Origin of the sequence: Cryobacterium cryoconiti, from assembly GCF_004403065.1 — a bacterium.
Classification (GTDB): domain Bacteria; phylum Actinomycetota; class Actinomycetes; order Actinomycetales; family Microbacteriaceae; genus Cryobacterium; species Cryobacterium cryoconiti.
This window is the reverse complement of record NZ_SOHA01000035.1, coordinates 25,120-48,909: the sequence shown is the minus strand read 5'-3', so window position 1 is coordinate 48,909 and position 23,790 is coordinate 25,120. Positions and strand designations below refer to the sequence as shown.

Annotated in this window: 19 protein-coding genes and 1 tRNA gene; 4 read left to right on the top strand and 16 right to left on the bottom strand. The window is 69.8% G+C overall.

What is annotated here, in order from left to right; genetic code table 11:
* Nucleotides 1-46: 46 nt before the first annotated feature.
* Genes E3T49_RS11695 through E3T49_RS11685 form a run of 3 tightly spaced genes read right to left on the bottom strand, consistent with a single transcriptional unit; the run spans nt 47 to nt 4,043 of the window.
* On the bottom strand, nt 47-1,504 hold the full coding sequence (locus tag E3T49_RS11695) for a glycoside hydrolase family 1 protein (RefSeq protein ID WP_134425084.1): 1,458 nt from the start codon (nt 1,502-1,504) through the stop codon (nt 47-49).
* Complete coding sequence (locus tag E3T49_RS11690; RefSeq protein ID WP_134425083.1) at nt 1,501-2,814, bottom strand: D-arabinono-1,4-lactone oxidase; 1,314 nt, start codon at nt 2,812-2,814, stop codon at nt 1,501-1,503. The genes E3T49_RS11695 and E3T49_RS11690 overlap by 4 nt, the downstream gene beginning before the upstream one ends.
* Complete coding sequence (locus tag E3T49_RS11685) at nt 2,811-4,043, bottom strand: amino acid deaminase/aldolase (protein WP_134425082.1); 1,233 nt, start codon at nt 4,041-4,043, stop codon at nt 2,811-2,813. Before E3T49_RS11685 ends, E3T49_RS11690 begins: the two co-directional genes overlap by 4 nt.
* A 330-nt stretch (nt 4,044-4,373) precedes the next feature.
* On the opposite strand from E3T49_RS11685, the gene E3T49_RS11680 reads away from it, so the two are divergent.
* A complete protein-coding gene (locus tag E3T49_RS11680) occupies nt 4,374-6,491 on the top strand; it encodes an Ig-like domain-containing protein (protein WP_166785532.1) in 2,118 nt (705 codons plus the stop codon).
* A 60-nt stretch (nt 6,492-6,551) separates the two neighbouring features.
* Here the strand turns inward: E3T49_RS11680 and E3T49_RS11675 are convergent, their stop codons facing one another.
* Together E3T49_RS11675 and E3T49_RS11670 are read right to left on the bottom strand one after the other, a co-directional pair.
* Complete coding sequence (locus E3T49_RS11675; RefSeq protein ID WP_134425128.1) at nt 6,552-7,178, bottom strand: response regulator; 627 nt, start codon at nt 7,176-7,178, stop codon at nt 6,552-6,554.
* A complete protein-coding gene (locus E3T49_RS11670) occupies nt 7,178-8,386 on the bottom strand; it encodes a sensor histidine kinase (RefSeq protein ID WP_241972793.1) in 1,209 nt (402 codons plus the stop codon). Before E3T49_RS11670 ends, E3T49_RS11675 begins: the two co-directional genes overlap by 1 nt.
* Before the next feature lie 214 nt (nt 8,387-8,600).
* On the opposite strand from E3T49_RS11670, the gene E3T49_RS11665 reads away from it, so the two are divergent.
* From E3T49_RS11665 to E3T49_RS11655, 3 genes are read left to right on the top strand one after another with little or no spacing between them, the layout of a single operon-like run.
* The gene (locus tag E3T49_RS11665) at nt 8,601-9,668 is read left to right on the top strand and encodes an FtsX-like permease family protein (protein WP_174722421.1); all 1,068 of its coding nucleotides are present in this window, start codon (nt 8,601-8,603) and stop codon (nt 9,666-9,668) included.
* Nucleotides 9,665-10,366 (top strand): ABC transporter ATP-binding protein, encoded by a 702-nt coding sequence (locus tag E3T49_RS11660; protein WP_134425079.1) that lies wholly within the window; start codon nt 9,665-9,667, stop codon nt 10,364-10,366. The genes E3T49_RS11665 and E3T49_RS11660 overlap by 4 nt, the downstream gene beginning before the upstream one ends.
* 53 nt (nt 10,367-10,419) lie before the next feature.
* Nucleotides 10,420-11,346 (top strand): Ppx/GppA phosphatase family protein, encoded by a 927-nt coding sequence (locus E3T49_RS11655; RefSeq protein ID WP_134425078.1) that lies wholly within the window; start codon nt 10,420-10,422, stop codon nt 11,344-11,346.
* 26 nt (nt 11,347-11,372) lie between these two features.
* On the opposite strand, the gene E3T49_RS11650 is transcribed toward E3T49_RS11655, so the two are convergent.
* The 11 genes from E3T49_RS11650 to mfd form a co-directional block, all read right to left on the bottom strand.
* Nucleotides 11,373-11,762: an SHOCT domain-containing protein gene (locus tag E3T49_RS11650; RefSeq protein ID WP_134425077.1), complete on the bottom strand. Its 390-nt coding sequence runs from the start codon at nt 11,760-11,762 to the stop codon at nt 11,373-11,375.
* Between the two features lie 157 nt (nt 11,763-11,919).
* Nucleotides 11,920-11,995, bottom strand: a tRNA-Leu gene (locus E3T49_RS11645).
* A 76-nt stretch (nt 11,996-12,071) separates the two neighbouring features.
* Nucleotides 12,072-13,559 (bottom strand): NAD(P)/FAD-dependent oxidoreductase, encoded by a 1,488-nt coding sequence (locus E3T49_RS11640; protein WP_134425076.1) that lies wholly within the window; start codon nt 13,557-13,559, stop codon nt 12,072-12,074.
* A gap of 38 nt (nt 13,560-13,597) precedes the next feature.
* A complete protein-coding gene (locus E3T49_RS11635; protein WP_241972792.1) occupies nt 13,598-14,881 on the bottom strand; it encodes a S8 family serine peptidase in 1,284 nt (427 codons plus the stop codon).
* Complete coding sequence (locus tag E3T49_RS11630; RefSeq protein ID WP_134425075.1) at nt 14,878-15,399, bottom strand: DUF501 domain-containing protein; 522 nt, start codon at nt 15,397-15,399, stop codon at nt 14,878-14,880. The genes E3T49_RS11635 and E3T49_RS11630 overlap by 4 nt, the downstream gene beginning before the upstream one ends.
* Nucleotides 15,396-15,872 carry an FtsB family cell division protein gene (locus tag E3T49_RS11625; protein ID WP_134425074.1) on the bottom strand — a complete coding sequence of 159 codons (477 nt, stop codon included), beginning with the start codon at nt 15,870-15,872 and terminating at the stop codon, nt 15,396-15,398. The genes E3T49_RS11630 and E3T49_RS11625 overlap by 4 nt, the downstream gene beginning before the upstream one ends.
* Nucleotides 15,873-15,995: 123 nt before the next feature.
* Entirely contained in the window at nt 15,996-17,276 is a 1,281-nt protein-coding gene (gene eno, locus E3T49_RS11620) for a phosphopyruvate hydratase (protein ID WP_134425073.1), read from the bottom strand.
* 105 nt (nt 17,277-17,381) lie between these two features.
* A complete protein-coding gene (gene hisS / locus E3T49_RS11615; RefSeq protein ID WP_134425072.1) occupies nt 17,382-18,638 on the bottom strand; it encodes a histidine--tRNA ligase in 1,257 nt (418 codons plus the stop codon).
* Nucleotides 18,639-18,699: 61 nt separating this feature from the next.
* Nucleotides 18,700-19,233 carry a ferritin gene (locus E3T49_RS11610; RefSeq protein WP_134425071.1) on the bottom strand — a complete coding sequence of 178 codons (534 nt, stop codon included), beginning with the start codon at nt 19,231-19,233 and terminating at the stop codon, nt 18,700-18,702.
* 143 nt (nt 19,234-19,376) lie between these two features.
* Entirely contained in the window at nt 19,377-20,096 is a 720-nt protein-coding gene (locus E3T49_RS11605) for a nucleoside triphosphate pyrophosphohydrolase (RefSeq protein WP_134425070.1), read from the bottom strand.
* A 60-nt stretch (nt 20,097-20,156) separates the two neighbouring features.
* Nucleotides 20,157-23,783, bottom strand: a complete 3,627-nt coding sequence (mfd, locus tag E3T49_RS11600; protein ID WP_134425069.1) for a transcription-repair coupling factor — start codon at nt 23,781-23,783, stop codon at nt 20,157-20,159.
* Nucleotides 23,784-23,790 lie beyond the last annotated feature (7 nt).

Genomic DNA, 23,790 nt, shown 5'->3' with positions numbered 1-23,790 from the left:
CCATGTCCTTCCCAACACACTCCAAGAATCTCCCTGCGCCGCACTGTCAGCGGGCGGAGAGCACCCTCTGCAGCCAGCGGTAGGAGGACTTGGGGGTGCGGGTGCGGGTTCCATCCTGGAAGTCGACGTGCACGAGGCCGAACCGCTGGGTGTAGCCGGCCGTCCATTCGAAGCTGTCCAGCAGGGACCAGATCGTGTAGCCCTGGAGGGTGACGCCCTCGGCGATCCCGCCGGGAGCGACCGCGGCGAGCGCCGTCGTGAGGTGCTCGGCCAGGTAGTCGATCCGGGCCGGGTCGTGCACGGCCCCCCATTTGTCGGCCACGTCGGGGAAGCTGGCTCCGCCGGCCGTGATGCAGACGGGAGGCAGGTGCTCCGCGTAGCGGTCCCGCAGCTCGGCGAGGGCCACGCCGAGGTATTCGGGCGCGATGGCGGTGCCCGCGTTGGTCACCGGGAACTCGCGCATCGCGGTGACGTGGAAGGGGAACGCCACGACCTTCTCCGGCGGCCCGACGGGCGGGGGTCCGGTGAGAGTCTTCGGGGCCGCCGGGCCGGCCGTGATCCGGCTCGGCTGGAAATAGTTCAGGCCATAGAAGTCCAGCGGCTGGTGGATGGTGCGCAGGTCGTCCGGTTCGGTCTCCAGCAGCATCCTCAGCGGCACCTGGTAGGGCTCGGGCGGTTCCGGGTAGCGGCCGAGCAGTACGGCGTCGGCGTAGAGGCGGTTGTGCAGCACGTCGAAGAGCGCGGCGGCGACCTCGTCGGCTTCGCGGCCGCTGGCCGCCTGCACGGGCGAGTGCACGTTGGCGATCCCGATCCGGCCTCGCACGTCGGCGGCGCGCAGGCCCTGCACGGCGAGGCCATGGCCGAGCAGCTGGTGATGCGCTGCGGGCAGGGCGCCGAACAGCCGGGCCTCACCCGGGGCATCCGTGCCGAGGGCGTACCCGTTCAGGGTCACCGTCGCGGGATCGTTCAGGGTCAGCCAGGAGTCGATCCGGTCCCCGAACACCTCGCCCACCTGGTGCGCGTAGTCGCCGAAACGCATGGCGGTGTCCCGGTTCAGCCAGCCGCCGCGCAACCGCAGCGGGGTATCCCAGTGGAACAGGGTGGCCATCGGGCTGATTCCCGCGGACAGCAACCCGTCGAGCAGACGGTCGTAGAAGGCGGTGCCGGCCCGGCTGAGCGCACCCCGGCCGTCCGGCTGCAGCCGGGCCCAGGCCAGCGAGAAGCGGTAGTGGTCGATGCCCAGCTCGCGGAGCAGGGTCACGTCCTCGTCGAGCCGGTTGAAGTGATCCGTCGACACGGAGGCGTTGGAACCGTCACGGATGCGCCCGGCGGCGGCCGTGAACGGGTCCCAGGTCGATTCGCCGCGGCCGCCCTCCCGGGCGCCACCCTCGATCTGGAAGGCTGAGGTGGCCACGCCCACCGTGAAACCGTCGGGCAGCCGGTCACCCAGTTCCCCCGCCCGGTGTTCCCAGGCCCGTGCGGCGGGGGTGTTGCTATTACTCATCGACCGAGGACTCTTTCCAGATAGCTGTTGGCGAAGCGGCGCTCCGGGTCAAGCCTGTCACGCACCGACAGGAAGTCGTCGAAATGCGGGTACTCGGCGCGGAGGGAGGCGGCATCCCGGTCGTGCATCTTGCCCCAGTGCGGGCGCCCGCCGTGCGCGCGCATGATGGCTTCGACCGCCTGGAAGTAGGCGGCCGGATCTTCCCGGTAATACCGGTGCACGGCGATGTAACCGGTGTCCCTGCCATTGGCAGTGGAGAGCCACACGTCGTCGGCTGCGGCCGAGCGCACCTCGACCGGGAAGGAGATGCGCCAGCCGCGCGCGGCGATCAGCTCCCGCACCTCCCGCAGCGCAGCGGGGACCAGGGCCCGCGGCAGCGCATATTCCATTTCCTGAAAGCGCACGGTGCGGTTCGTCACGAACACCCGGTGGGAGACGTCCGTGAATTCGCGTCGCCCGCTGAGCCGGGTGGCGAGCCGGGTGGATCGGGGCACGGTGGCCGGCGCGAGCGCACCCAGCGCGCAGATGCCCCGGTACACCCCGTTCGCGAGAAGTTCGTCGTCGACCCAGCGGGAGACGGCGCCCAACGGGGACCGCTCGTCGGTCACCGGCAGGCGCGTGTTGGTCTTGGTCAGCGCGGTTTCGGTGTGCGGGAACCAGTAGAACTCGAAATGGTCGTGCCGGTCGGACCGGTCGAGGTAGCGCTCGAGCACCTCCTCGAGCGGTTCGGATGCCTCGATGGCGTGCAGCAGGTAAGCGGGCACGCACTGCACGGTCACGTCCACGACGATGCCGAGCGCGCCCAGCCCGATCCGGGCCGCCGGCAACAGCTCCGGGTTCTCGGTCTCGCTCACGTGCAACAGGGAGCCGTCGCCGGTGACGAGGGTCAGGGCCACAACCTGAGTGGCCAGCCCGCCGAAACGCCCGCCGGTGCCGTGGGTTCCGGTGGAAAGTGCGCCGGAGATGGTCTGCCGGTCCACGTCGCCCATGTTGGCGAGGGCCAGGCCGTACGGACGCAGCAGCCGGGGCAACTCGAACAGGCGGGTTCCGGCGGCCAGGGTGACCCGGCCGGACGCGGCATCCGCGTCGATCAGGCCGGCGAGGTCGAACAGGTCGAGCTGCACCCCGGGGGCCAGGGCGATGCCCGAGAAGCTGTGCCCGGAGCCCACGGCCTTGACCCGGAGGCCCACCTTGCCGGCCGCGACCACGGCACGCTGCACGGCGGCGACGGTCGACGGCCGCTCGACGCGCACCGGCGTCACCGCCTGGTTCCGGGCCCAGTTGCGCCACACCGCTCCGCTCGCACTCACAGGAACACCTTCCCCTCGCCACGGTAGGTCGGCAGGATGTCGACCACCTGCCCATTCTCGACCAGTGCAACCTCGTTCACGTGCTCGCTCAGCTCCCCCGATTTGGTGTGCCGCGCCCACACGCGGTCGCCGACCCCGAGCCGGGCCGCGCCAGGGCCGGTCAGCGGGGTCTGCACCTCACCGGCCATCTCCCGCGCAACCAGGTGGAGGCCGTCCGGCCAGACCAGGCGCGGCACCCGGTCGGCGCCGGGAACCCCGGAGGCCACCCACCCGCCGCCGAGCAGGACGGCCATGTCGGGGCGGGGCTTCCGCACCACCGAGAAGGCGACCGCGGCCGCCGGCGCGGGCCGGAAGCTCGCATAATTGTCGAACAGGTGCCCCCCGAAGAAACCGCTGCCGACGGCGACGTCAGTGACGGATGCGTCGCCGCGCGTGGTCTCGACCGAACCGGTTCCGCCTCCGTTCACGAATTCGAGGGGCGCGACCTCCCGCACCGCGCTCACGGCCGCGGCGCGGCGCTCGGCGATCTCGGCGACGGACCGCCCCCGCACCCACCGGTTGAGCATCCCCCGGACCGGTCTGCCGGCCGGCCGGTCGCCGACCCCGGCCACCTGGGCCTCGTAGGACATCATCCCGACGAGGTGGAAACCGGGCCGGGCCAGAATGGCGACCGCGAGGCGACGGGCGTCGGCCGGCGTGTGCACGGGCGAGCGCCACACGCCCAGGTGGCCGAGCAGCGGGGCGTCCCAGGATGCGTCGAGGTCGATGCAGACCCGGATCGGGGCCCGGCTGCCCGGCGGGAGCACCGCGTCGATGACGTCGAGGTGCGCGACCGAGTCCACCATCAGCGTGACGGTCGCGGCCAGCCGCTCCGAACGGCTCAGCTGCAGGATCGCGGCCCGGTCGGCCGTGGGGTAGCCGACGACGACATCCGTCACCGTCTCCGCCAGCCAGAGTGCCTCGGCCAGGGTGTAGGCGAGCACGCCCCGATAGCCGGGCAGGGCCAGGATCGCCTCGAGCACGCCGCGGACGCGGATGGACTTCGACGCCACCCGGAGCGGGGTACCGGCCGCGCGGTCGAGCATGTCGTGGGTGTTGTGCCGTAGCGCGTCCAGGTGCACCGCGGCGACCGGGGTGTCGAGGTGCGCCGTCGCGGTCGTGAGGGCAGGCCAGAACAGTTCGGGGGTCAGCCACGAACGGTCCACCGGGCGCGGGGACAGGTCGAGCATCAACGCACCGCCTTCGCCGTCGGGGTGCGTGGCCGGGAGGTCTCCCGGAGGGATGCCGGAACGGTGACCACGGCCACGGAACGCCCTTTACTCGTCGGGGGAAATCAGCACCCGGAGGGGCCAGCGCCAGTATGCACCATGGCTCCCGGTCGGCCGAACGGGGGCCATTTGCGTCACAGTGCGTGTCGCGCGTTGACTTTCCCGGCCGTGACCCGTGGAATGGTCACCAGGGGTGAAGAGATGCGCGGTAGAACTGTGTCCGGTTCGGGCTCCGAGTCCGGGCGATCCGGTCGGCGGTTCGCCTCCGGTCTCCGTGCACGGTCTGCCCCGATGATCGTCGCCCTGATCGGCGCGCTGACCGTGGGCCTGCTCACGCTCGGCTCGTCGGTGGCCGCCGTCGCCGTCCCGGCCCCCACGCCGCCGCCCACCCCGAACTCGACGGAACCGACGGCATCCCCGGAATCGACGCAATCCACCGGCCCGACGACCCTGGCACCGACCATCACGAGCCCGGCACCCGGCAGCTTCGTCGGCAGTGGCACCACGACGATTTCCGGCACCGGCGAAGTCGGGCGGGAGATCCAGCTGCTCTCCCCCGTCTCCGACCAGGACCCGCTCTGCTTCGCGGTGGTCGACGCCGCCGCGGTGTGGAGTTGCACGGCGGTGTCTTTGCCGAGTGGTCCCGACGTGCGACTGCGCGTCGTCGTCACGGGTGCCCCCGAATCGGCTGCCGAGCAGACCATCGCCGTGCTGTCCGCACCGGTCGTGACCGGGGGCCCGACCGGCCTCGCACTGACCAACGGCACCGTTCGCGGGAGCGGGTATCCGGCGGCATCCGTCGTCGTCTCCCTGGCCGGGGGGAAGCGCTGCACGGCCACCGCGGACGCGTCCGGCGCCTGGTCCTGCACGTTCACCGGCAACGTCGCCGGCGGAGCGGTCTCCGTGTCGGCGAGCCAGCAAACGTCCTACAGCGCACCCTCCTGGTCGAATGCGAGCGCACCGGTCAGCCTCGACTTCGACCTGGACCGCCCGACGGCCCCCATCGTGAGCGCGCCCGTGGGCGGCGACCGGGTGCCGCTGTCCGGCACCACCTATTCCGGTTCCGGCGAGGATGACGCGACCGTGACCGTCTTCTCCGGCGCCTATTCGGTCTGCAGCGCCGTCGTCGTCTCCGGGTCCTGGAGCTGTTTCGCCGGCGGCGTCGCCGCCGGGTCCCACCAGGTCATCGCGGTGCAGCGGGACCCGGCCGGCAACCTGGGCCCGGGCAGTCCCGGCGTGGAGGTGCTCTTCGGGCCGGCGGCCGCGGCAACGCCCGACACCACGGGCCCCGGCGCCCCGATCCCGACCATGGGTGCGACTGCACCGCCGGCGTCCTCCGCCCCCGCTCCGGAGAGCACCGTACCCGGTGCACCGGGCCAGGAACCACCTCACCCGCAGGCCTCTTCACCCTCAGCGCTCTTGCCTGCTCCGGTGCCGGGCGGATGGAACGATCCGACCCTGTTCGCGACCGCCGTGCCGGCGCCGTGGTCCACCTCGCCGGTCTCCTGGGTGCAGGCGGCGTTTCTCGCCTTCGGAGCCCTGCTGCTGCTCTGCGTTCCCGCGCGCCTCCTCGCTGGAACCGTTTCCCGGGCCCGGAACGGTCGCCCGTTCTGGCAGACCGTTTCGATCGCGGGCCGAAACCGCAGCCGCGTCGAGTTCGAGACCGCACCCGACCTGCCGCTGAACCGGTGGCTGGTGGCCGGTGCGGCCGTGACAGCGGCGGCGACGCTGGTCATGCTGTCGGGCCCGGTGAGCAGCCAGCCGGCCTACCTGCGGCTGCTTCTGGCGGTCATGGCGGCCCTCGTCGTCGTCAACGCGGTCGGAACGCTCGTTCCGCTCTGGTGGAGTTCACGGGTGTGGTGCGAGCGGGCATCCGTCACCTTCCTCCCGCGCTACCTGCTGCTCGTCGCCGCGACCGCTCTCGCCTCCCGGGCATTCGAGATTCACCCCGCCCTGGTTTTCGGGCTGCTCGGATCCGTCGCCGCAGCACCCGGCCTTCCGGGGCGCAGGCGCGGCCAGCTCGCCGCACTGCGGGCCGGCAGCCTGATCGCGCTGGCCCTGCTCGGCTGGCTCACGCTGGGCCTCCTGCCGCAGGCCAGCGGATTCCTCAGCGCGTTCGCGGCGGAGATCGCCACCAGCGTCGTGCTGGCCGCGATCGGGTCGGCCGCCCTCGTGCTCATCCCGATCGGACGCACCAGCGGGCGGAGCATCCTCAGCTGGTCGCCGCCGATCTGGGCGGCCCTGACCGTGCTGGCGTTCACCATCATGTTCGGGGTTCTCTCCCCCGCCGGGCTGTTCTGGCCCGGTGACGGTGGTGTCAGCCTGTGGTGGGCGGGGGCCGGCGTGTTCGCGGCGCTCAGCGTGGCTGCCTGGGCCTGGCAGCGGTTCGTGGTGCCCGCCCGGCACTAGACCGTGTTTCCCGGCTGCCGGGCCGGAACGCAGGGCGCGAAGCGCCAGACACCGGGCCGATCACGCGCGCCGGATCAGTCCGGACTGCCGCGCTGCCGCGACGGCCGCCGTGCGCGAGGCCACCCCGAGTTTCGGGTAGATGTGCGCGAGGTGGGATTTGACCGTGGTCTCGCTGAGGTGCAGGTGGCGGGCCACCTCGGTGTTGCTGAGCCCCTCCGCCACCAGGGCGAGCACCTCAAGCTCCCGAGCGCTGAGGGCACGGGTGGAATCGCGCACTCGGGACAGCAACCGGCTCGCGACCGCCGGCGCCAGCGCCGACTGACCGGCCGCCGCGGCCATGATCGCCGCGAGCAGATCGTCGGGCGAGGTGTCCTTGAGGAGATACCCGGCCGCGCCGCCCTCGATGGCCGTGATGATGTCCCGGTCGGTGTCGTAGTTGGTGAGGATCAGGACGGCGGGTGGATCCGGCAGGGCACGGATGCCGCGGGTCGCGTCAGCCCCGCGGAATTCGCCGTTGAACTGGAGATCCATCAGCACCACGTCCGGGCGCAGGCGGGCGGCCTCCGCGAGGGCCTCCTCGACGGTGCCGACCGCCCCGACGACGGTGATGGACGGTTCCGTCTCGCACAGCGCCTGCAGGCCGGTGCGCATGATCGGATGGTCATCGGCGATCAGCACCCGCACGATCATCCGGGCACCTCGAATCCGGCCACGATGCTGGTTCCCCGGCCCGGCTCGCTCTCCACCGTGAGCGAACCGCCGAGGGCCGCGACCCGCTCCCGCATCGCCTGCAGCCCGAATGAGGTGCGCCCGTCCGTGGTGCTCTCCTGGTCCGGCCCGGCCGTGAAACCCACGCCGTCGTCGACGACGTCGAGGATGACCTCGGAGTCGAGCATGCTCAGGGTGAGGTCGATCCGGCTGGCACGGGCGTGCTGCACGGCGTTCGCCAGGGCCCCCTGGGCGATGCGGAGCAGTGCCGTCTCGACCTGGGTGGGCAGCGGCACCGGGGTGCCGGCGATCGTGACTCCGACGGGGATTCCGCTGCTGTCGCCGGTCTGTACCGCCAGGCGCCCCAGTGCCTCGACCAGCGTCGCCTCGCGCAGGGCCGGCGGCGACAGCTCGTCGATGAACTGCCGGGTCTCGGCGAGCGCCTGGGCGGCGGCCTCCCGGGCCTGATGCAGCCGGTCCAGCCCGGTTCCCGTCACGCCGCCGGAGCGTTCCGCGGCGTGCAGGAGCATCACGATGCTGGACAGCGACTGGGACACCGTGTCGTGGATCTCCCGGGCGAGGCGGGCACGTTCGCCCTGCACCCCGGCGGCCCGTTCGGCAGCGGCCAGTTGAGTTCGGGTGGCACGCAGTTCGTTGATCAGGCGTTCCCGCTCCGTGGCCTCCCGGTCCAGGGACCGGTAGGCCAGGCCGATCGCCACGGCCACGGCAGCACCGATCAGCGGCCCCACGATGCCTGCGACACCGAAGCCCCGGTGCATCCCGAACAGGGCGATGGCCACCAGCGTCGCTCCGGCGACCGAAACGGGTCCCCGCCAGCCGCGCAGAAAGTGCAGGGCGAGGAAGAACAGGGGAAAGACGAGGTAGATGGCCTCCGGGCTGACGACGGCGAGGGCCACCCATTCGAGGCCGAGGACACCGACCCAGGCCGCGCCGAGCCGCGGCCGTGCGCCGTCGAAGTTTCGGCTGAGCAGCCACCCGGCCGCGTAGGTGCCGAGGAACACGGCGGCCAGGCAGATGATCACGGCGCCGGCGGGCATCCCCGCAGACCCGGCCGTGGCGACGACCAGCGCGATCAGGCCGACGCACAGTCCGTGCAGCCCGATGCGCAGCCCGAGGAAGACGGGGCTCAGGGCGGAGTTCCTGGATCCGATGCTGGGTGCGGTCACGCGATACTCACCCCTTCAGGCTACCGGCCCGGCCCCCGGCCGTCATCGTCCGAAAGGTGGAGCCGACCCTCCGCCTTTGGTGCACCGGAGATGGTCAGCCCGCACGATGACTGGCAGCGGGCTGATCGCGAGAGTAGACAGTGCTCGGCAACCGCCATCCGGCGCCCCTGCCCGGCCCATCCGCCCCACCCGTCCCCGATTGAGGAGCTTGACAGTGTTCGTTGCATGGCGCGATCTGAGATTTGCCCGGGGGCGATTCGTGCTGATCGGCTCGGTCGTCACCCTCATCACCCTGCTGGTCGGGTTCTTGTCCGGCCTGACCATGGGGCTGGCCGACCAGAACGTGTCGGCCCTCACCGGTCTCAGCGCCGACCGGATCGTGTTCTCGGCTCCCGCAGCCGGGGAATCCGTGAGCTATGCCGACTCCGCCGTGACCGGCGCCGACGCGGATGCCTGGCGCGCCCAGCCCGGCGTCGACCGGGTCAGCCCGCTCGGCATCCTGCAACTCCGCCTCGGCTCCGATCAGAAGCAGACCAGTGTGGCCCTGTTCGGCGCCGAGGCCGGGTTCGGCATGGTCCCGGCCGAGGCCGGGCACCTGACCCTGCCGGAGACCGCGGCCGAGGACCTCGGCGTGCGGGCCGGCGACACGGTCGACCTGGCCGGGACGGTTTTCACCGTCGACTCCGTCACCGCCGACACCTGGTACTCCCACACGCCCGTGGTGTGGCTGCCGCTGACGGACTGGCAGGACGTGGGCGCGGCCACCGGCCGCCCGGACGCGGTGGCGAGTGTCCTCGCCGTCACCGGCTCCGACGTCGACTATGCCGCGGCCGACCTCGCCACGGGAACGACCTCCACCGGGGTGCTCCCGTCGCTGACCGCCCTGGAGGCGTTCCGCTCGGAGATCGGCTCGCTGCTGCTCATGGTGACCATGCTGTTCGGAATCTCCGCCCTGGTCGTGGGGGCGTTCTTCACGGTCTGGAGCATCCAGCGCCAGCCGGACGTGGCCGTGCTGAAGGCCCTCGGCGCGTCCAACCGGATGCTGGTCCTCGATGCCCTGGGCCAGGCATCCGTCGTTCTCGTGGTCGGCGTGGGAGTCGGGATCGGACTGACCGGCGTGCTCGGGGCCCTCGCCGGGTCTGTGCTTCCGTTCGTTCTCAGCCCGCTGACCACCCTGCTTCCGGCCGCCGCCATGATCGCCCTCGGCCTCGCCGGCGCCGCGTTCGCCCTCCGTTCCGTGACCGCCGCCGACCCCCTCACCGCCCTCGGGAGCAACCGATGATCCAGCTCGACCGCATCACCCTCACCTTCCCCGACGGCGGTGCCCGTCTGACCGCGGTCGACGACGTCAGCCTCCGGGTCGACCGCGGCTCGATCGTCGGCATCACCGGCCCGTCGGGCTCCGGCAAGTCCAGTCTGCTGGCCGTGGCGTCCACCCTGATCACGCCCGATCAAGGCTCCGTGTTCATCGGAGACGTCGACGCGACCCTGCTCTCCGCGGCCGAGAAGGCGGAGTTGCGCCGGGATCGTCTCGGCATCGTGTTCCAGCAGTCGAACCTGCTGTCGTCACTGACCGCCCGTGAACAGCTCGTCGTGATGGGCGAACTCGGCGGGGCCCGCCGCGGGGCGCGTGCCCGGCGTGCGGCCGGCATCCGGGCAGACGCGCTGCTGGATGCCGTGGGCCTGGTCGACCAGTCCGGTAAGCGCCCGGCGCAGCTCTCCGGAGGGCAGCGGCAGCGCGTCAACATCGCCCGGGCGTTGATGAACGACCCCACCGTGCTCGTCATCGACGAGCCGACGAGCGCCCTGGATCAGGAACGCGGATCCAGCATCCTGGAACTGATCCTGAAACTCACGGTCGAGCACGACACGGCCACCGTACTGGTCACCCACGACCAGCGACTGCTGCCACTGATGGATTCCGTGCACACCATGGTCGATGGTGTCCTTTCGACCGCGCTCGACACCGTCGCCGGGTAGCGGTGCCGGGTAGCGGTGCCGGTGTGGACGCCGCGCACGCTATCGTCGGAAGCGTGCGCCTCGGAGTCCTTGATGTCGGTTCGAATACCGTCCACCTGCTGGTCGTCGACGCGCATGCGGGTGCCCAGCCGGTGCCGATGGCCTCCGACAAATCCGTTCTGCGGCTGATGCGCTACCTCACACCCGACGGAGCCATCACCGACGAGGGCTGCACCGCGGTACTCGAGGCGGTGCGGAACGCGGCCGAGGTGGCCCGTCGGCACCAGGTCGATGATCTGCTCCCGTTCGCCACCTCGGCGCTGCGCGAGGCGTCGAACGGACCCGAACTGCTCGCCCGGGTCGAACGGGAGACCGGCGTGGCCTTGCAGGTCCTGTCCGGGGAGGACGAGGCACGCCTGACCTTCCTGGCCGTACGGCGCTGGTATGGCTGGTCGGCCAGGGACATCCTTCTCTTCGACATCGGCGGCGGTTCCCTCGAGATCGCCGCCGGCGCGAACGAGATCCCCGCGATCGCGCTGTCGCTGCCCCTGGGTGCCGGGCGGTCCACCATCGGCTTCCTGCACGACGACCCGCCGCTGCCCGACCAGGTGTCCGCCCTCCGCCGGCACGCGGCCACCGTGCTGGAGCGGGCCGTGACCGCGTTCGAGGGGCTCCCGGCACCGCACCACGTGGTCGGCTCCTCCAAGACCATCCGCTCCCTGGCAAAACTGGCCGGGTCCACCGCGGACGGCTTCGGCTCCGGCGAGCGGATGCTGCTGACCCGCTCACAACTCGCCGACTGGGTCCCCCGGCTGGCCCGTATCCCGGCTGAGGCCCGTCCGGCACTGCCCGGAATCACCGCCGACCGCACCTTCCAGATCGTGGCCGGCGGAATCGTGCTCAGCGCCGCGATGGCCGCCTTCGACGTGACCGAGCTGGAGGTGTCCCCCTGGGCGCTGCGCGAGGGCATCATCCTGAGGTACCTGGACCACCTCGAATAGGCGCCACGGACGGCAAGCGGCTCAGGTCAGCGCAGTGCCTTCGCTTTCAGGGCCGCGTACTCGTCCGGGGTGATGGTGCCGCTGTCGAGCAGGGCCTTCGCCTTGCCGATCTCGTCCGCGGACCCGCCCGATCCTGCGACCGACCGCACGTACTGTTCCGTGGCCTGCTGGCTGCGCTGTGCAGCCTGCATCTGCCGCTCGGCCATGCCCTTGCCCCGGGCGATCAGGTAGACCAGGGCGGTCAGGAACGGCACGAAGACAAGGAACAGCATCCACCCGGCCTTGGCCCAGCCGTTCAGTGTGCTGTCACGGAAGATGTCCCCGATGATCGAGAAGAGCACCATCAGATAGGCGATGAATGCGAATGTCCAGAAGAAGAACCAGATGACATCCCACGTTGCTTCAAGAAAACCCATGACTGTTCCTCCTCGGTCGGGGAAAGGCACGTGGCAGGGAGGCGACGGCCGTTTCACTGGCCGATGGTAGCGCGACCGAACCGAGGCGGAAAGGCCAAGTCACACGGCAGAAACAACCACCCGGCGCTGCGTGCGCGCGATCATGAGCGGTGGTGCATGGTGCCCCCGCTGGGGGTCGAACCCAGACTGTGACGATTTTAAGTCGTCTGCCTCTGCCATTGGGCTACGGGGGCGCGTCACTCAACCGAATGAGTCGAGGGCAGGCGCTGGGGCGCCCGCGGATTGACCCACGGGCACCCCCAGGCGCTGCTACTTGACGGCTGCTGTTTCCTCGGCCTGCTCGGCGGCTTTCTTACCTGCGGTCGGGCGCGGGGCACGAGGTGCCCGTGCCTTGACCGCCGGGACCGTGACGGGCGGTACCGCGGCGGCCGGAGCGGCGGTCGCGGGGGCCTTGGTCGGAGCGGCGGCATCCGCGGCCGGCTTGGGACGCGAGGCGAACTCCACGAACGTGGCCCGCGGGTTCTCCACCGCGGCCAGGGACACGATGTCGCGCCCGAGGAAGAAGTTGTTCACCCATCCCCAGACGACGCGCAGCTTGCGCTCCCAGCTCGGCATGGCCAGGCCGTGGTAGCCGCGGTGGGCGAACCAGGCCGGCAGGCCCTTGATGGCGATCTTGCCGGATTGGAAGACACCGGAACCGATTCCCAGACCGGCCACGGCGCCGAGGTTCTTGTGCTCGTATTCCTTGGGTGCCTCGTCGCGCAGAACCGCGACGATGTTCTTCGCGAGAAGCTTGCCCTGGCGCACGGCGTGCTGGGCGTTGGGCACGCAGAAGCCGCCCACGCCGCCGCCGCTGAGGTCGGGCACTGCGGTGATGTCGCCGGCACCCCAGGCGTCGATGATGATCTCGTCCTCGGTGCCGACGCGCAGGTCGGGGCGCACCTGCAGGCGGCCGCGCTCTTCGATGGGCAGGTCCGTGTGGCGAACGATGGCCGGGTTCGCCATGACGCCGGCCGTCCAGACGATCAGGTCGGTTTCGAAGCTCTCACCGGTGGAGAGCTCGATCTTGCCGTCGACCGCGCTGGTCAGTTGCGTGTTCAGGTGGATCTGAGCGCCGCGCTCGTCGAGGTGCTTGATGACCCAGAGGCTGGTCGGCAGGGAAACCTCGGGCATGATGCGCCCCATGGCCTCGATCAGGTGGAAGTGGGTGTCGTCGAACCCGATCTGCGGGTAGGACTTGAGCAGCGACGAGGCGAAGGAGCGCAGCTCGGCGAAGACCTCGATGCCGGCGAAACCGCCGCCGATGACGACGAAGGTGAGCAGGCGATCGCGCTCGGGACCGGCCGGCAGCAGGGCTGCCTTGTCGAAGTTGGTGAGGATCCGGTCGCGGATGGCGACGGCTTCCTCGATGGTCTTGAGCCCGATCGCCTGGTCGGCGACGCCCGGGATCGGGAAGGTGCGGGAGACCGCGCCGGCCGTCACCACGACGATGTCGTACACGAATTCGTACGGCTCGCCGATGGGCGGGGTGATGGTCGCCGTCTTGGTGGCGTGGTCGATGTGGGTGACCTTCGCCGTGACGACGGTGGTCTTCTTGAGGTGGCGCCGGTGCGCGACGACGGCGTGACGGGCCTCGATGGACCCGGCCGCCACCTCCGGCAGGAACGGCTGGTAGGTCATATACGGAAGCGGGTCGACCATGGTGACCTCAGCCTCGCCGGTGCGGAGCCATTTCTCCAGCTTCCACGCAGTGTAGAAACCGGCGTAGCCGCCACCGACAATCAGAATTTTGGGCACTAGGGAAGTCCTCCTACAAGATTTGGATTCGCGAAAACTTACCGTTTTGATCGTATTCGCTTGATGTGCCGAGTGGCCCCGATGCCGAACAGCGTTACTAGAGTACCAAACCCGATCAGCACCATGAGCGGCACGCTGACATAGGTCAGGGTGAGCGGGGTGGGCAACCACGCTGCGGCCACGCTCGGCAGCGGCCGCTCCGGGTCGTTCTGCACGGCCACCGGAACCTGCGTCGAGGTGTCCGGGGTCGGTGCGAGTTCGGTGTCCGCGCGCCGGTGCACCCGGATCCATTCCTCCAGCAGGGCCGCCGGTTCCGGACTGGTGGACGCCGGAACGAGAGCAGTGACCGCCGCCGCCGCGTCGATCAGGCCGTTGCCGTAGATGGGGCTGGGCACCTCGCGTCCATTGGGGTCGGCCGTCGCGATCACCCGGTTCATCACCTCGGCCGCGTCAAGCCGGGGATAGGCGGCGCGCACAAGCGCGACGAGACCCGACACAATGGGTGCGGCCGCACTCGTGCCATTCCACTGCACGTAGCCTCCACCGGGAACCACACCGACGAGCTGTTCGCTGGGTGCCGCCACGGAGATCGTGATGCCCTGAGAGGACGCGTCGAAGCTGGCACCCTTGGTGCGGTCGACGCCGGCGACGGTCAGGACGCCGGGGATCGTGGCCGGGGCACCCACCTCGGTCGTTCCGCTGCCCCGGTTGCCCGCGGCGGCAACGACGACGACGTCGTTCTCGAAGGCGTACAGGAAGGCGTCGTCCCAGCTCGACGGCCAGTCCAGAGTATTGCGGGTGAGGGACATGTTGATCACGTCGGCGCCGTTGTCAACGGCCCAGCGAATGCCCTCGGCGATCTGCTCGTCGTTGCTGAGGCTGGCGTCGCTGCTTCCGAAGGCCACCGAGACGGCCAGGATGGACGCCTCCGGGGCCACACCCAGGACACCGGATCCCTCCCCCGTGCCGCGGCCGGCCAGAAGTGAGGCCACCAGGGTGCCGTGCTCACTGCCCTCACCGACAGGCGTCTGCCCGTCAGCCGAGCCGAGCCCGGAGACATCCGTGCCCCCGATGACCGCGCCGGTGAGCTCGGGCACGCTCGCGTCGACGCCCGTGTCGATCACGGCGACCGTCACCCCTGCCCCGCGGGTCGTGTTCCAGGCCTGGGTGAATCCGTAATCATTCAGCCAGTACTCCAGGTCCCGCACCTGCGTGTTCGCCGCGAAGGCGGGAGCAGCCGGGGCGACGGATGCCGAGCCCAGCGCCACCGCCAGGGCCACGGCAATGCCCCCACCGGTTCGACGCCAGGCGGAGAAGGTCACTCGTCGGCCGCGGTGTAGTCGAGGCACTCGCAGACGGTGGGGGTCCAGGCCGCGCGGGCGAGGGCGAGGTCTCCGATCGGGTTCACGCCGGGACCTGCGGCCAGGGAGTGGGCGGCAAGCGCGTGCAGGCACTTCACACGTTCGGGCATGCCGCCGGAGGAGATGCCGGCGATCTCCGGCACCGTGCCCAGGGTCTCGCGGTCGGCCAGGAAGCTCTCGTGAGCTCGGCGGTAGCGGGCGCGCACATCGTCGTCCTCGGCGAGAAGCTGGTTGTACTCGTTCATCACCTGGGTGGCTTCGAGGAACGAGAGTGCCGCGGTGGCCGCCGGGTGGGTCAGGTAGTACAGGGTGGGGAACGGGGTTCCGTCGGCCAGGCGGGGCGCCGTGGCCACCACCGTCGGGGCGCCGCACACACAGCGCCCGGCAATGCCCACGACGTTGCGGGCCGGGCGGCCCAGCTGGGCGGACACGGTCTTGATGTCGGACTCGGTGACCGACGCGAAGGGGGGCCGGGTCATTTCGCGGCCTCGGGAGCCAGACCGGCCGTCATTACGGAGGCGAACATGGAAGACAGCCAATCGACGTTGGTGGTTTGGATGGTGGGGGTGGCGACCGGAGCGGCAGCGCCGCCGGTCACCGGCAGCGCGAGGTCGTTGATGACGAGGAAGCTCACGTCGCCGGGCAGCACGTACGATAACCGGTCCCGGGCCTGGGTGGTGACGTAGGTGCGGTCGTTCCAGCGCTCGCGCTCGCTTTTGAGCTCTTCCACGGCCCCCTGCTGGGCCTCCACAGCAGCTGTGAGCCGGTCGATCTGCTGGCGCTGGTCCACATAGGTGCGGATGCCCGGAGCAAGGATGACGACAGCCATGATCAGCAGACCCATCATCACCAGGGAGAAGCCCGACAGGCGCAGACCCCTCAGCCACCGGGCGGCGGGCGTCTCGGTGTCGGGCAGCGCGACAGGTGCACGGTCGGCACTTTTCCTGGCCACAGCCGCTCCCTTCCCGCATCAATGTTGCGGTTGCCCCGCAAAGGAACCCTAACCGCAAAAGGACAAAAAAATGGAGCCCTCGAGGCGTGGGCCGTAACCCGCGCCTCGAGGGCTCCCGTCGAACTACGCCTTGAAGCGCGGGAAAGCGGAGCGGCCCGCGTATACGGCGGCCTCGCCCAGCTCTTCTTCGATCCGGAGCAGCTGGTTGTACTTCGCGACGCGCTCGCTGCGTGCGGGCGCTCCGGTCTTGATCTGGCCGGCGTCCGTCGCGACCGCGAGGTCGGCGATGAAGGTGTCTTCGGTCTCACCGGAACGGTGCGAGATGACGGCGGTGTAGCCGGCGCGCTGCGCGAGGGAAACCGCGTCGAGCGTCTCGGTCAGGGTGCCGATCTGGTTGACCTTGACCAGGATGGAGTTCGCGGTGCCGAGGGCCAGGCCCTTGGCCAGGCGAACCGGGTTCGTCACGAACAGGTCGTCTCCGACGATCTGGACCTTGTCGCCGAGTTCGGCGGTGAGGTGCACGTAGCCCTCCCAGTCGTCTTCCTCGAGCGGGTCTTCGATCGAGACGAGCGGGTAGGCACCCACGAGCTCGACGTAGTAGGCCGACAGCTCCTGGGCGGTGAGTTCCTTGCCCTCGAAGTGGTAGACGCCGTCCTTGTAGAACTCCGACGCGGCGCAGTCCAGCGCAAGGCCGATGTCCTTGCCGGGCGTGTAGCCGGCGTTCTGGATGGCTTCGACGATGAGGTCGAGAGCGGCACGGTTGCTCGGCAGGTTGGGGGCGAAGCCACCCTCGTCGCCGAGGCCGGTGGAGAGGCCCTTCGACTTGAGCAGCGCCTTGAGCGCGTGGTAGGTCTCGGTGCCCCAGCGGAGGCCCTCGGCGAAGGACTCGGCGCCGAGCGGGACAACCATGAATTCCTGGATGTCCACGTCGTTGTCGGCATGGGAGCCACCGTTGATGATGTTCATCATCGGGACCGGAAGGGTGTGTGCGTTCGGGCCACCGAGGTAGCGGAACAACGGAAGGCCGGCCGAGGTGGCGGCGGCCTTGGCGACGGCCAGGCTGACGCCGAGGATGGCGTTGGCGCCGACGCGGTGCTTGTTGTCGGTCCCGTCGGTCTCGTTCAGGACGGCGTCGATGATGCGCTGGTCCGCGGCGTCGAGGTCTTCGACTGCCGGGCCGAGCTCGTCGATGACGGCGTCAACGGCCTTCAGAACGCCCTTGCCCAAATAACGTGACTTGTCGCCGTCGTGAAGCTCGTAAGCCTCGAACGCACCAGTGGATGCGCCGGACGGAACGGCGGCGCGGCTAACCGAACCGTCATCAAGCAATACCTCGACCTCAACGGTCGGGTTGCCTCTGGAGTCAAGAATCTCGCGTGCTACTACTGCCTCAATGAGAGCCACAGCTATCTCCTGTTTCCTTTGTGTTTATTAATTGTTGAGTGTTGGTCTGGGGAATCGAGGAAGACAGCACCGTATTCCAATCCCATAACAGTCTAGCGACTGGGCTCAGCCGCCGAGGGAACGGAACTCGAGGTCGGCCGCGCCGGGGGTGCCGGGTCCGACGAAGGCGTAGCGCCCGTATCCCGCTCCGGCCGCGCGTTCCAGCAGTGCCTTGACGTTCTTGGTGCGCTGTTCGAGGCGCACCCGGAGACCCTGTTCGACCAGTGTTCGCTTCAGCGCCACGAGCCGGGCGGGGTCTGTTCCCTTGTCGTACACGAGCACGACGGCGTTCTCGGCGGATGCGGCATCCGCCCCCAGCAGGTCGACGATGCGTTCGAAACCGATCGAGAACCCGCAGGCCGGCACGTCGGTGCCGAGGAACCGTCCGATCATGCCGTCGTACCGGCCTCCGCCGCCGAGGGAATAGCCGAGGTCCGGGTGGCTGATCTCGAAGATGGTGCCCGTGTAGTAGCCCATTCCGCGCACGAGGGTCGGGTCGAACACGAGCCGCACCCCGGGCAGCGCGGCACGGAGGGCGAGCAGATCGGCGTAGGCGTCGCCGTCGAGCCAGACCGGAGGGGTCGGTTCGGCCGCGTTCCAGCCGACGTCGGCGATCAGGGTCAGGGTCTCGGCGACACCGTCGGTGGGGATGCCCAGGCCGCCGAGCTCGCTGACGACCCCCTCGACGCCGATCTTGTCGAGCTTGTCGATCACGATCAGCGCCCGTTCGTTCAGCTCGGGTGCCACCTGCCAGTGCGCCAGCAGGGCGGTCAGGATGCGCCGGTCGTTGATCCGGATCGAGCACCCGGTCAGGCCGAGGGCGTCGAGCGCGGCGGCGGTCGCGGTGATCAGCTCGATCTCGGCGAGCAGCCCGGACTCGCCGATGATGTCGATGTCGCACTGCACGAACTGGCGGTACCGCCCTTTCTGCGGGCGCTCCGCCCGCCAGACCGGTGCGATCTGGATGGAGCGGAACACCGTGGGCAGCTCCGCACGGTGGGTGGCGTAGAAGCGGGCCAGCGGCACGGTGAGGTCGAACCGGAGCCCCAGGTCGGCCAGCGCAAGCAGGTCGCCGGACTCGGCGGCGGCCGCGGCATCCGCCGGCTTGAGGCCACGCTTCATCACGGCGAAGGCGAGCTTCTCGTTGTCGCCACCGAGCCCCGAGTGCAGCCGGGCGGCATCCTCCATGACGGGGGTCTCGATCTCGTCGAAGCCGTGCGCCGCGAAGCTGCGCCGGATCACGGCCAGCGCGTGCTCCCTGGTGGCTTTGTCGGCGGGGAGGAAGTCGCGCATACCGCGGGGAGGGGTCACAGGTGTTGCCATAGCCCCAATTGTGCCAGTTCGGACCCGGTCGTCTGGTCGGGGCCGGCTCTGCCCGATCGGCTCAGAGCGCGCCGCCCGCCGCTCCCGGGGCGTCGGAGTCGACGGGGCCTCCGGCCACGGTCTCCCGTGCGATGTAGTTCTCGATGTCGAAGAGGTTGTCCCCGGCCCGCTGGGCGATGGTCAGGAGAGTGGACATGGACGCCACTTCCTCCACCTGTTCCTTGAGGAACCAGAGCATCGCCTGCTCGCCGAGAGCATCTCCGTCGGTGCGGGCGGCACGGAACATGGCCTCGATCTGCGCGGTGACCTGCTTCTCCTGGGCGAGTGCCAACGCGATGGGCTCGACCGCGAGGGTGAAGTCGTTGCGCACGGCCGGGATTCCGGGGATTTCGACGCCCAGGTCGCGGTCCAGGCGGTACTGCACGAGCATCATGGCGTGGTTGCGCTCTTCGATCGACTGCGCGTAGAAGTGGGCGGCAAGTCGCGGCAGAGCTTGGTTGTCGAACCAGACGGCGATGGCGATGTACTGCTGAGACGCAGCGAATTCGTTGCCGATCTGGGCGGACAGAAGGTCGTTGAAGGATGTCTGGCTCATGGTCTGACGGTACCGCCTCTGCCCGGCGGGCACCACCGCGCCGGAGGCCGTCCGCCGCCTCTAAACGTTGCCGAAGCGGACAACTGTTGCCGGCACACCGGCAACGGTTGTCCGTTACAGCAACAGTCGCGGCCGCGACGGGGTCAGCCGGGCAGGCCGATGATGCCGGCGTCGGCCACGTCGACGGCATCCGTCGACTCGGCCTCGCGGATCTCGTCCTGCAGCCCGCGAAGTGCCGTGCGCAGCGCACGCTCCGAGTCGAGGCCCTGGCTTTTGGCCGCGGACACGATCGCCAGCAGCAGCGGGCCGAGCTGGTCCTCACTCTCGATCGGGAGCGGGAACGCGGCCTCGGTTCCGAGCAGCCCGATCTTCTGGGCCCGGCCGAGCACCTTGTCGGCGAGGGCGAGCGCCGGCATTCCCTGCGGGATACCGTCGAGCACGCTCGTGCGGGAGGGTTTCTCCGCGGCCTTGAAGTCGTCCCAGGCACGGGCCACGTCGTCGGCGGTTTCCAGGTTCACGTCGCCGAAGACATGCGGATGCCGCCCCACCATTTTTGCGGTCATGTGCGCGGCGACATCGTGGATGTCGAAGTCCTCGCCCGCGGTGTGCGCCGCGAGGTCGGCGTGGAAGACCACCTGGTAGAGCACGTCGCCGAGCTCCTCGAGCAACTCGTCACGGCTGCCCGACTCGATGGCTTCGATCAGTTCGTGCGTCTCCTCGGTCAGGTACTGCACCAGCGACTCGTGGGTCTGCTCGGCATCCCATGGGCATCCGCCCGGGGCACGGAGCAAGGCCACCACGCGCACGAGTTCGTCGAGACTGGAGGCGGACGCCGGGCGGGTGGGGATGTCTGAAGAGGTCACCGGATAACTCTAATCGCCCCCGATCGTCGGCCCGGAGATCACCGACGGGACGGTGACGGGCTAGGCGACAGCCGCGACCGGACGCGGGAAGATCGCGTCGAGCAGGGTGCCGGCCCACGCGATCAGTGCGGCATCCCCGAGCGGTTCCCCGTTGACACGCGGCATGGGCACCGTCAACGAGCCGTTCTGGGTGAAGTAGCGCGAGCCGGGGTACATGCGCTGCAGACGCACCTGCATCGAGTCGGCGAGGTCGGCCGGGGCCACCCGCAGGTTCGGTCCCATGGCCACGACCTCGCCCAGTCCGGCCTGCTGGGCCAGCCAGCGCAGCCGCGACACCAGCACCAGGTTCTGCACGGGCTGCGGCGGTTCGCCGTACCGGTCGGTGAGCTCCTCGAGCACCAGGTCGATCTGGTCCTTCGCGGCCGTGGGCGAACTGGCCGCGGAGAGCTTCTGGTAGGCCTCGAGGCGCAGCCGCTCGCTGTCCACGTAGTCCTCGGGGATGTGCGCATCGACGGGCAGTTCCAGCCGCAGCTCGGTCTGCCCCTCGGCGACGTCGCCACGGAATGTGCTGACGGCCTCACCGATCATGCGGAGGTAGAGGTCGAAACCGACCCCGGCGATGTGGCCGGCCTGTTCGCCGCCGAGCAGGTTGCCCGCGCCACGGATCTCGAGGTCTTTCAGCGCGACCTGCATGCCGGCGCCGAGCTCGTTGTTCGCCGCGATCGTGGCCAGACGGTCGTGCGCGATCTCGGTCAGGGGCTTGTTCTCGTCGTAGAGGAAGTAGGCGTAGGCGCGTTCGCGGCCGCGGCCGACCCGCCCGCGCAGCTGGTGCAGCTGGCTGAGGCCGAACTTGTCGGCCCGGTCGATGATGATCGTATTCGCGTTGGCGATGTCCAGGCCGGTCTCGATGATCGTGGTGGAGACGAGAACGTCGAACTTGCGCTCCCAGAAGTCCACGACGACCTGCTCGAGCTGAGCCTCGGGCAGCTGGCCGTGCGCCACCGCGATGCGCGCCTCGGGCACGAGCTCGGCGAGCGCGGCGGCCACCCGGTTGATGCTGGACACCCGGTTGTGCACGAGGAAGATCTGCCCCTCGCGCAACAGCTCCCGCCGGATCGCCGCGGCCACCTGGCGGTCGGAGTACGGCCCGACGAAGGTGAGGATCGGGTGCCGGTCTTCCGGCGGGGTCGCCAGCGTGGACATCTCCCGGATGCCGGTGACCGCCATCTCCAGCGTGCGTGGGATGGGTGTGGCGCTCATCGCGAGGATGTCCACATTGGTCTTGAGCTTCTTCAGGGCGTCCTTGTGCTCCACGCCGAAGCGCTGCTCCTCGTCGATGATCACCAGGCCCAGGTCCTTGAAGACGATGGAGTCCGACAGGAGGCGGTGCGTGCCGATCACCAGGTCGACGGTGCCGTCCAGCATCCCGGCGATGGTCTCACGGGACTCCTTCTCGGTCTGGAACCGGCTGAGCGCGCGCAGGTGCACCGGGAACCCGGCGAAGCGCTCCTGGAACGTCTCCATATGCTGGCGCACGAGCAGGGTGGTCGGCACGAGCATGACGACCTGCTTGCCGTCCTGGATGGCCTTGAACGCGGCCCGCACAGCCACCTCGGTCTTGCCGAAGCCGACGTCGCCGGAGAGCAGCCGGTCCATCGGGATGGGCCGCTCCATGTCGGCCTTGACCTCGTCGATGGTGGTGAGCTGGTCGGGGGTCTCCGCGAACGGGAACGCCTCCTCCAGCTCGCGCTGCCAGGGGGTGTCCGGCCCGAAAGCGTGGCCCTTGCTGGCCATCCGTGCGGAGTAGAGCTTGACGAGTTCAACGGCGATGTCGCGCACCGCGCGACGCGCCTTGGTCTTCGCGGCCGACCAGTCGCTGCCGCCCATCTTGCTCAGCGCCGGAGCCTCGCCGCCGACGTACCGGCTGACCAGGTCGAGCTGGTCGGTGGGCACGAACAGCTTGTCTCCCGGGTGCCCGCGCTTGGACGGCGCGTACTCGAGAACGAGGTACTCTCGCTTGGTCTTGACCGGGTTGCGACCGCCGCTGGAGACCTCGCGCTGGGTCAGCTCGATGAACCGGCCGATGCCGTGCGTCTGGTGCACAACGTGGTCGCCGGCCTTCAGCTGCAGCGGGTCGACGACGTTTTTGCGACGGCTGGCCAGCTTCTTCACCTGGCGCGCGTCGTAACCGACCGTGCGGCCGTAGAACTCGGACTCGCTGACGAGGGAGAGTTTCGTCTCCGGTATTTCGAAACCGTGGTCGACGGATGCCTGCAGCAGGTACGCGATGCCGGGTTCCGGTGCGCTGGGCCATTCCGTGACGATCCGGGCGGGGAGCTCCCGCTCGGCCAGAACGTCGGCGGCGCGTTCGACCAGCCCGGCACCCTGGGCAACGATGCCGACGGTCCAGCCTGCCTTCATCCGCTCGGCCAGATGGCCGACGGCTCCCTCGACACTGCCCTGGAAGCTCGGAACAGCGTCGCCCTCGACCCGGACGGTGAGCAGGTCATCGATCTCCCGGTGCTCGGGCAGCACCGGGGCATCCGTCGGCGCCGCCTGGAAGGAGCTCAGGGTCCACCACACATGTGCGGACGACGGGGCGCCGGGCGCACTGAACTGCACGGCGTCCCGCAGCCGCCCGAGGGTGAGGAAGTCGCCGGATTCCAGGTCGATCGGGGCCTCGGCACCCGCGGTCGCGGCGCTCCACGCAGCACCGAGGAATTCCCGGTTCGTCTCAGCCAGGCTGATCGCCCGCGAGGCGACGCGTTCGGGTGAGATCACGGCGACGGCCGCCTCTGCGGGCAGGTAGTGCGTGATCGGCACGAGCCGGTCGACGAGGGCGGGCGCCAGGCTCTCCATGCCCTCGACCGGGATGCCCTCGGCGATCTTGGCCAGCAGGCCGGACAGGCTCGGGAACTCGTGCTGCATCTCGCGGGCGCGCTGTCGCACGGCAGGGCTCAGCAGCAGCTCGCGGCTCGGCGGCAGGCTGACCGAATCGACCGGGTCGGGGAAGGAACGCTGGTCGGCGACTGAGAACGCACGGATCTGCTCGACCTCGTCACCGAAGAATTCGACCCGGAAGGGGTGCGGGGCGATCGACGGGAAGACGTCGAGGATGCCACCGCGCACGGCGAACTCACCGCGACGGGTGACCATGTCCACGCGGGCGTAAGCCACGTCGACGAGCTGACGGGCGATGGCCGAGAGGTCGTGGCCGCGCTGGCCGGCGACCAGGTCGATCGGCTCGTAGTCGGTGAGGTTGTCGGCCACGGGCTGCAGCGCGGCGCGCACGGAGGCGATCACGATCAGGGGACGCCTGGCCGCGGGGGCGCTCTCCTCCCACTCACGCATCCGTCGCAGGGCGTAGAGGCGTTTGCCGACGATTTCGGCGCTGGGGCTGAGGCGCTCATGCGGCAGAGTCTCCCAGGCGGGGAAGTCGATGATTTCGGCGTGGTCGGTGAAGGAGTTGAGGTTCTCGTGCAGCGACTCCGATTCCCGACCGGTGGCGGTGATCAGAAGCAGGGCCGGGGCCTTGCCCAGCTCGCGGCGACGCTCGAGCAGTGCGGCGAGCAGCGGAGCGCGCAGCCCTTCGGCGAGGGAGAAGTCGACGTCGCGGTTCGCGAAGGCGAGTGCGTTGTCGAATGTGGAGGCGCGCGAAAGTGTGGCAATTAAGCCCTGAAGGGTCACCGGACAA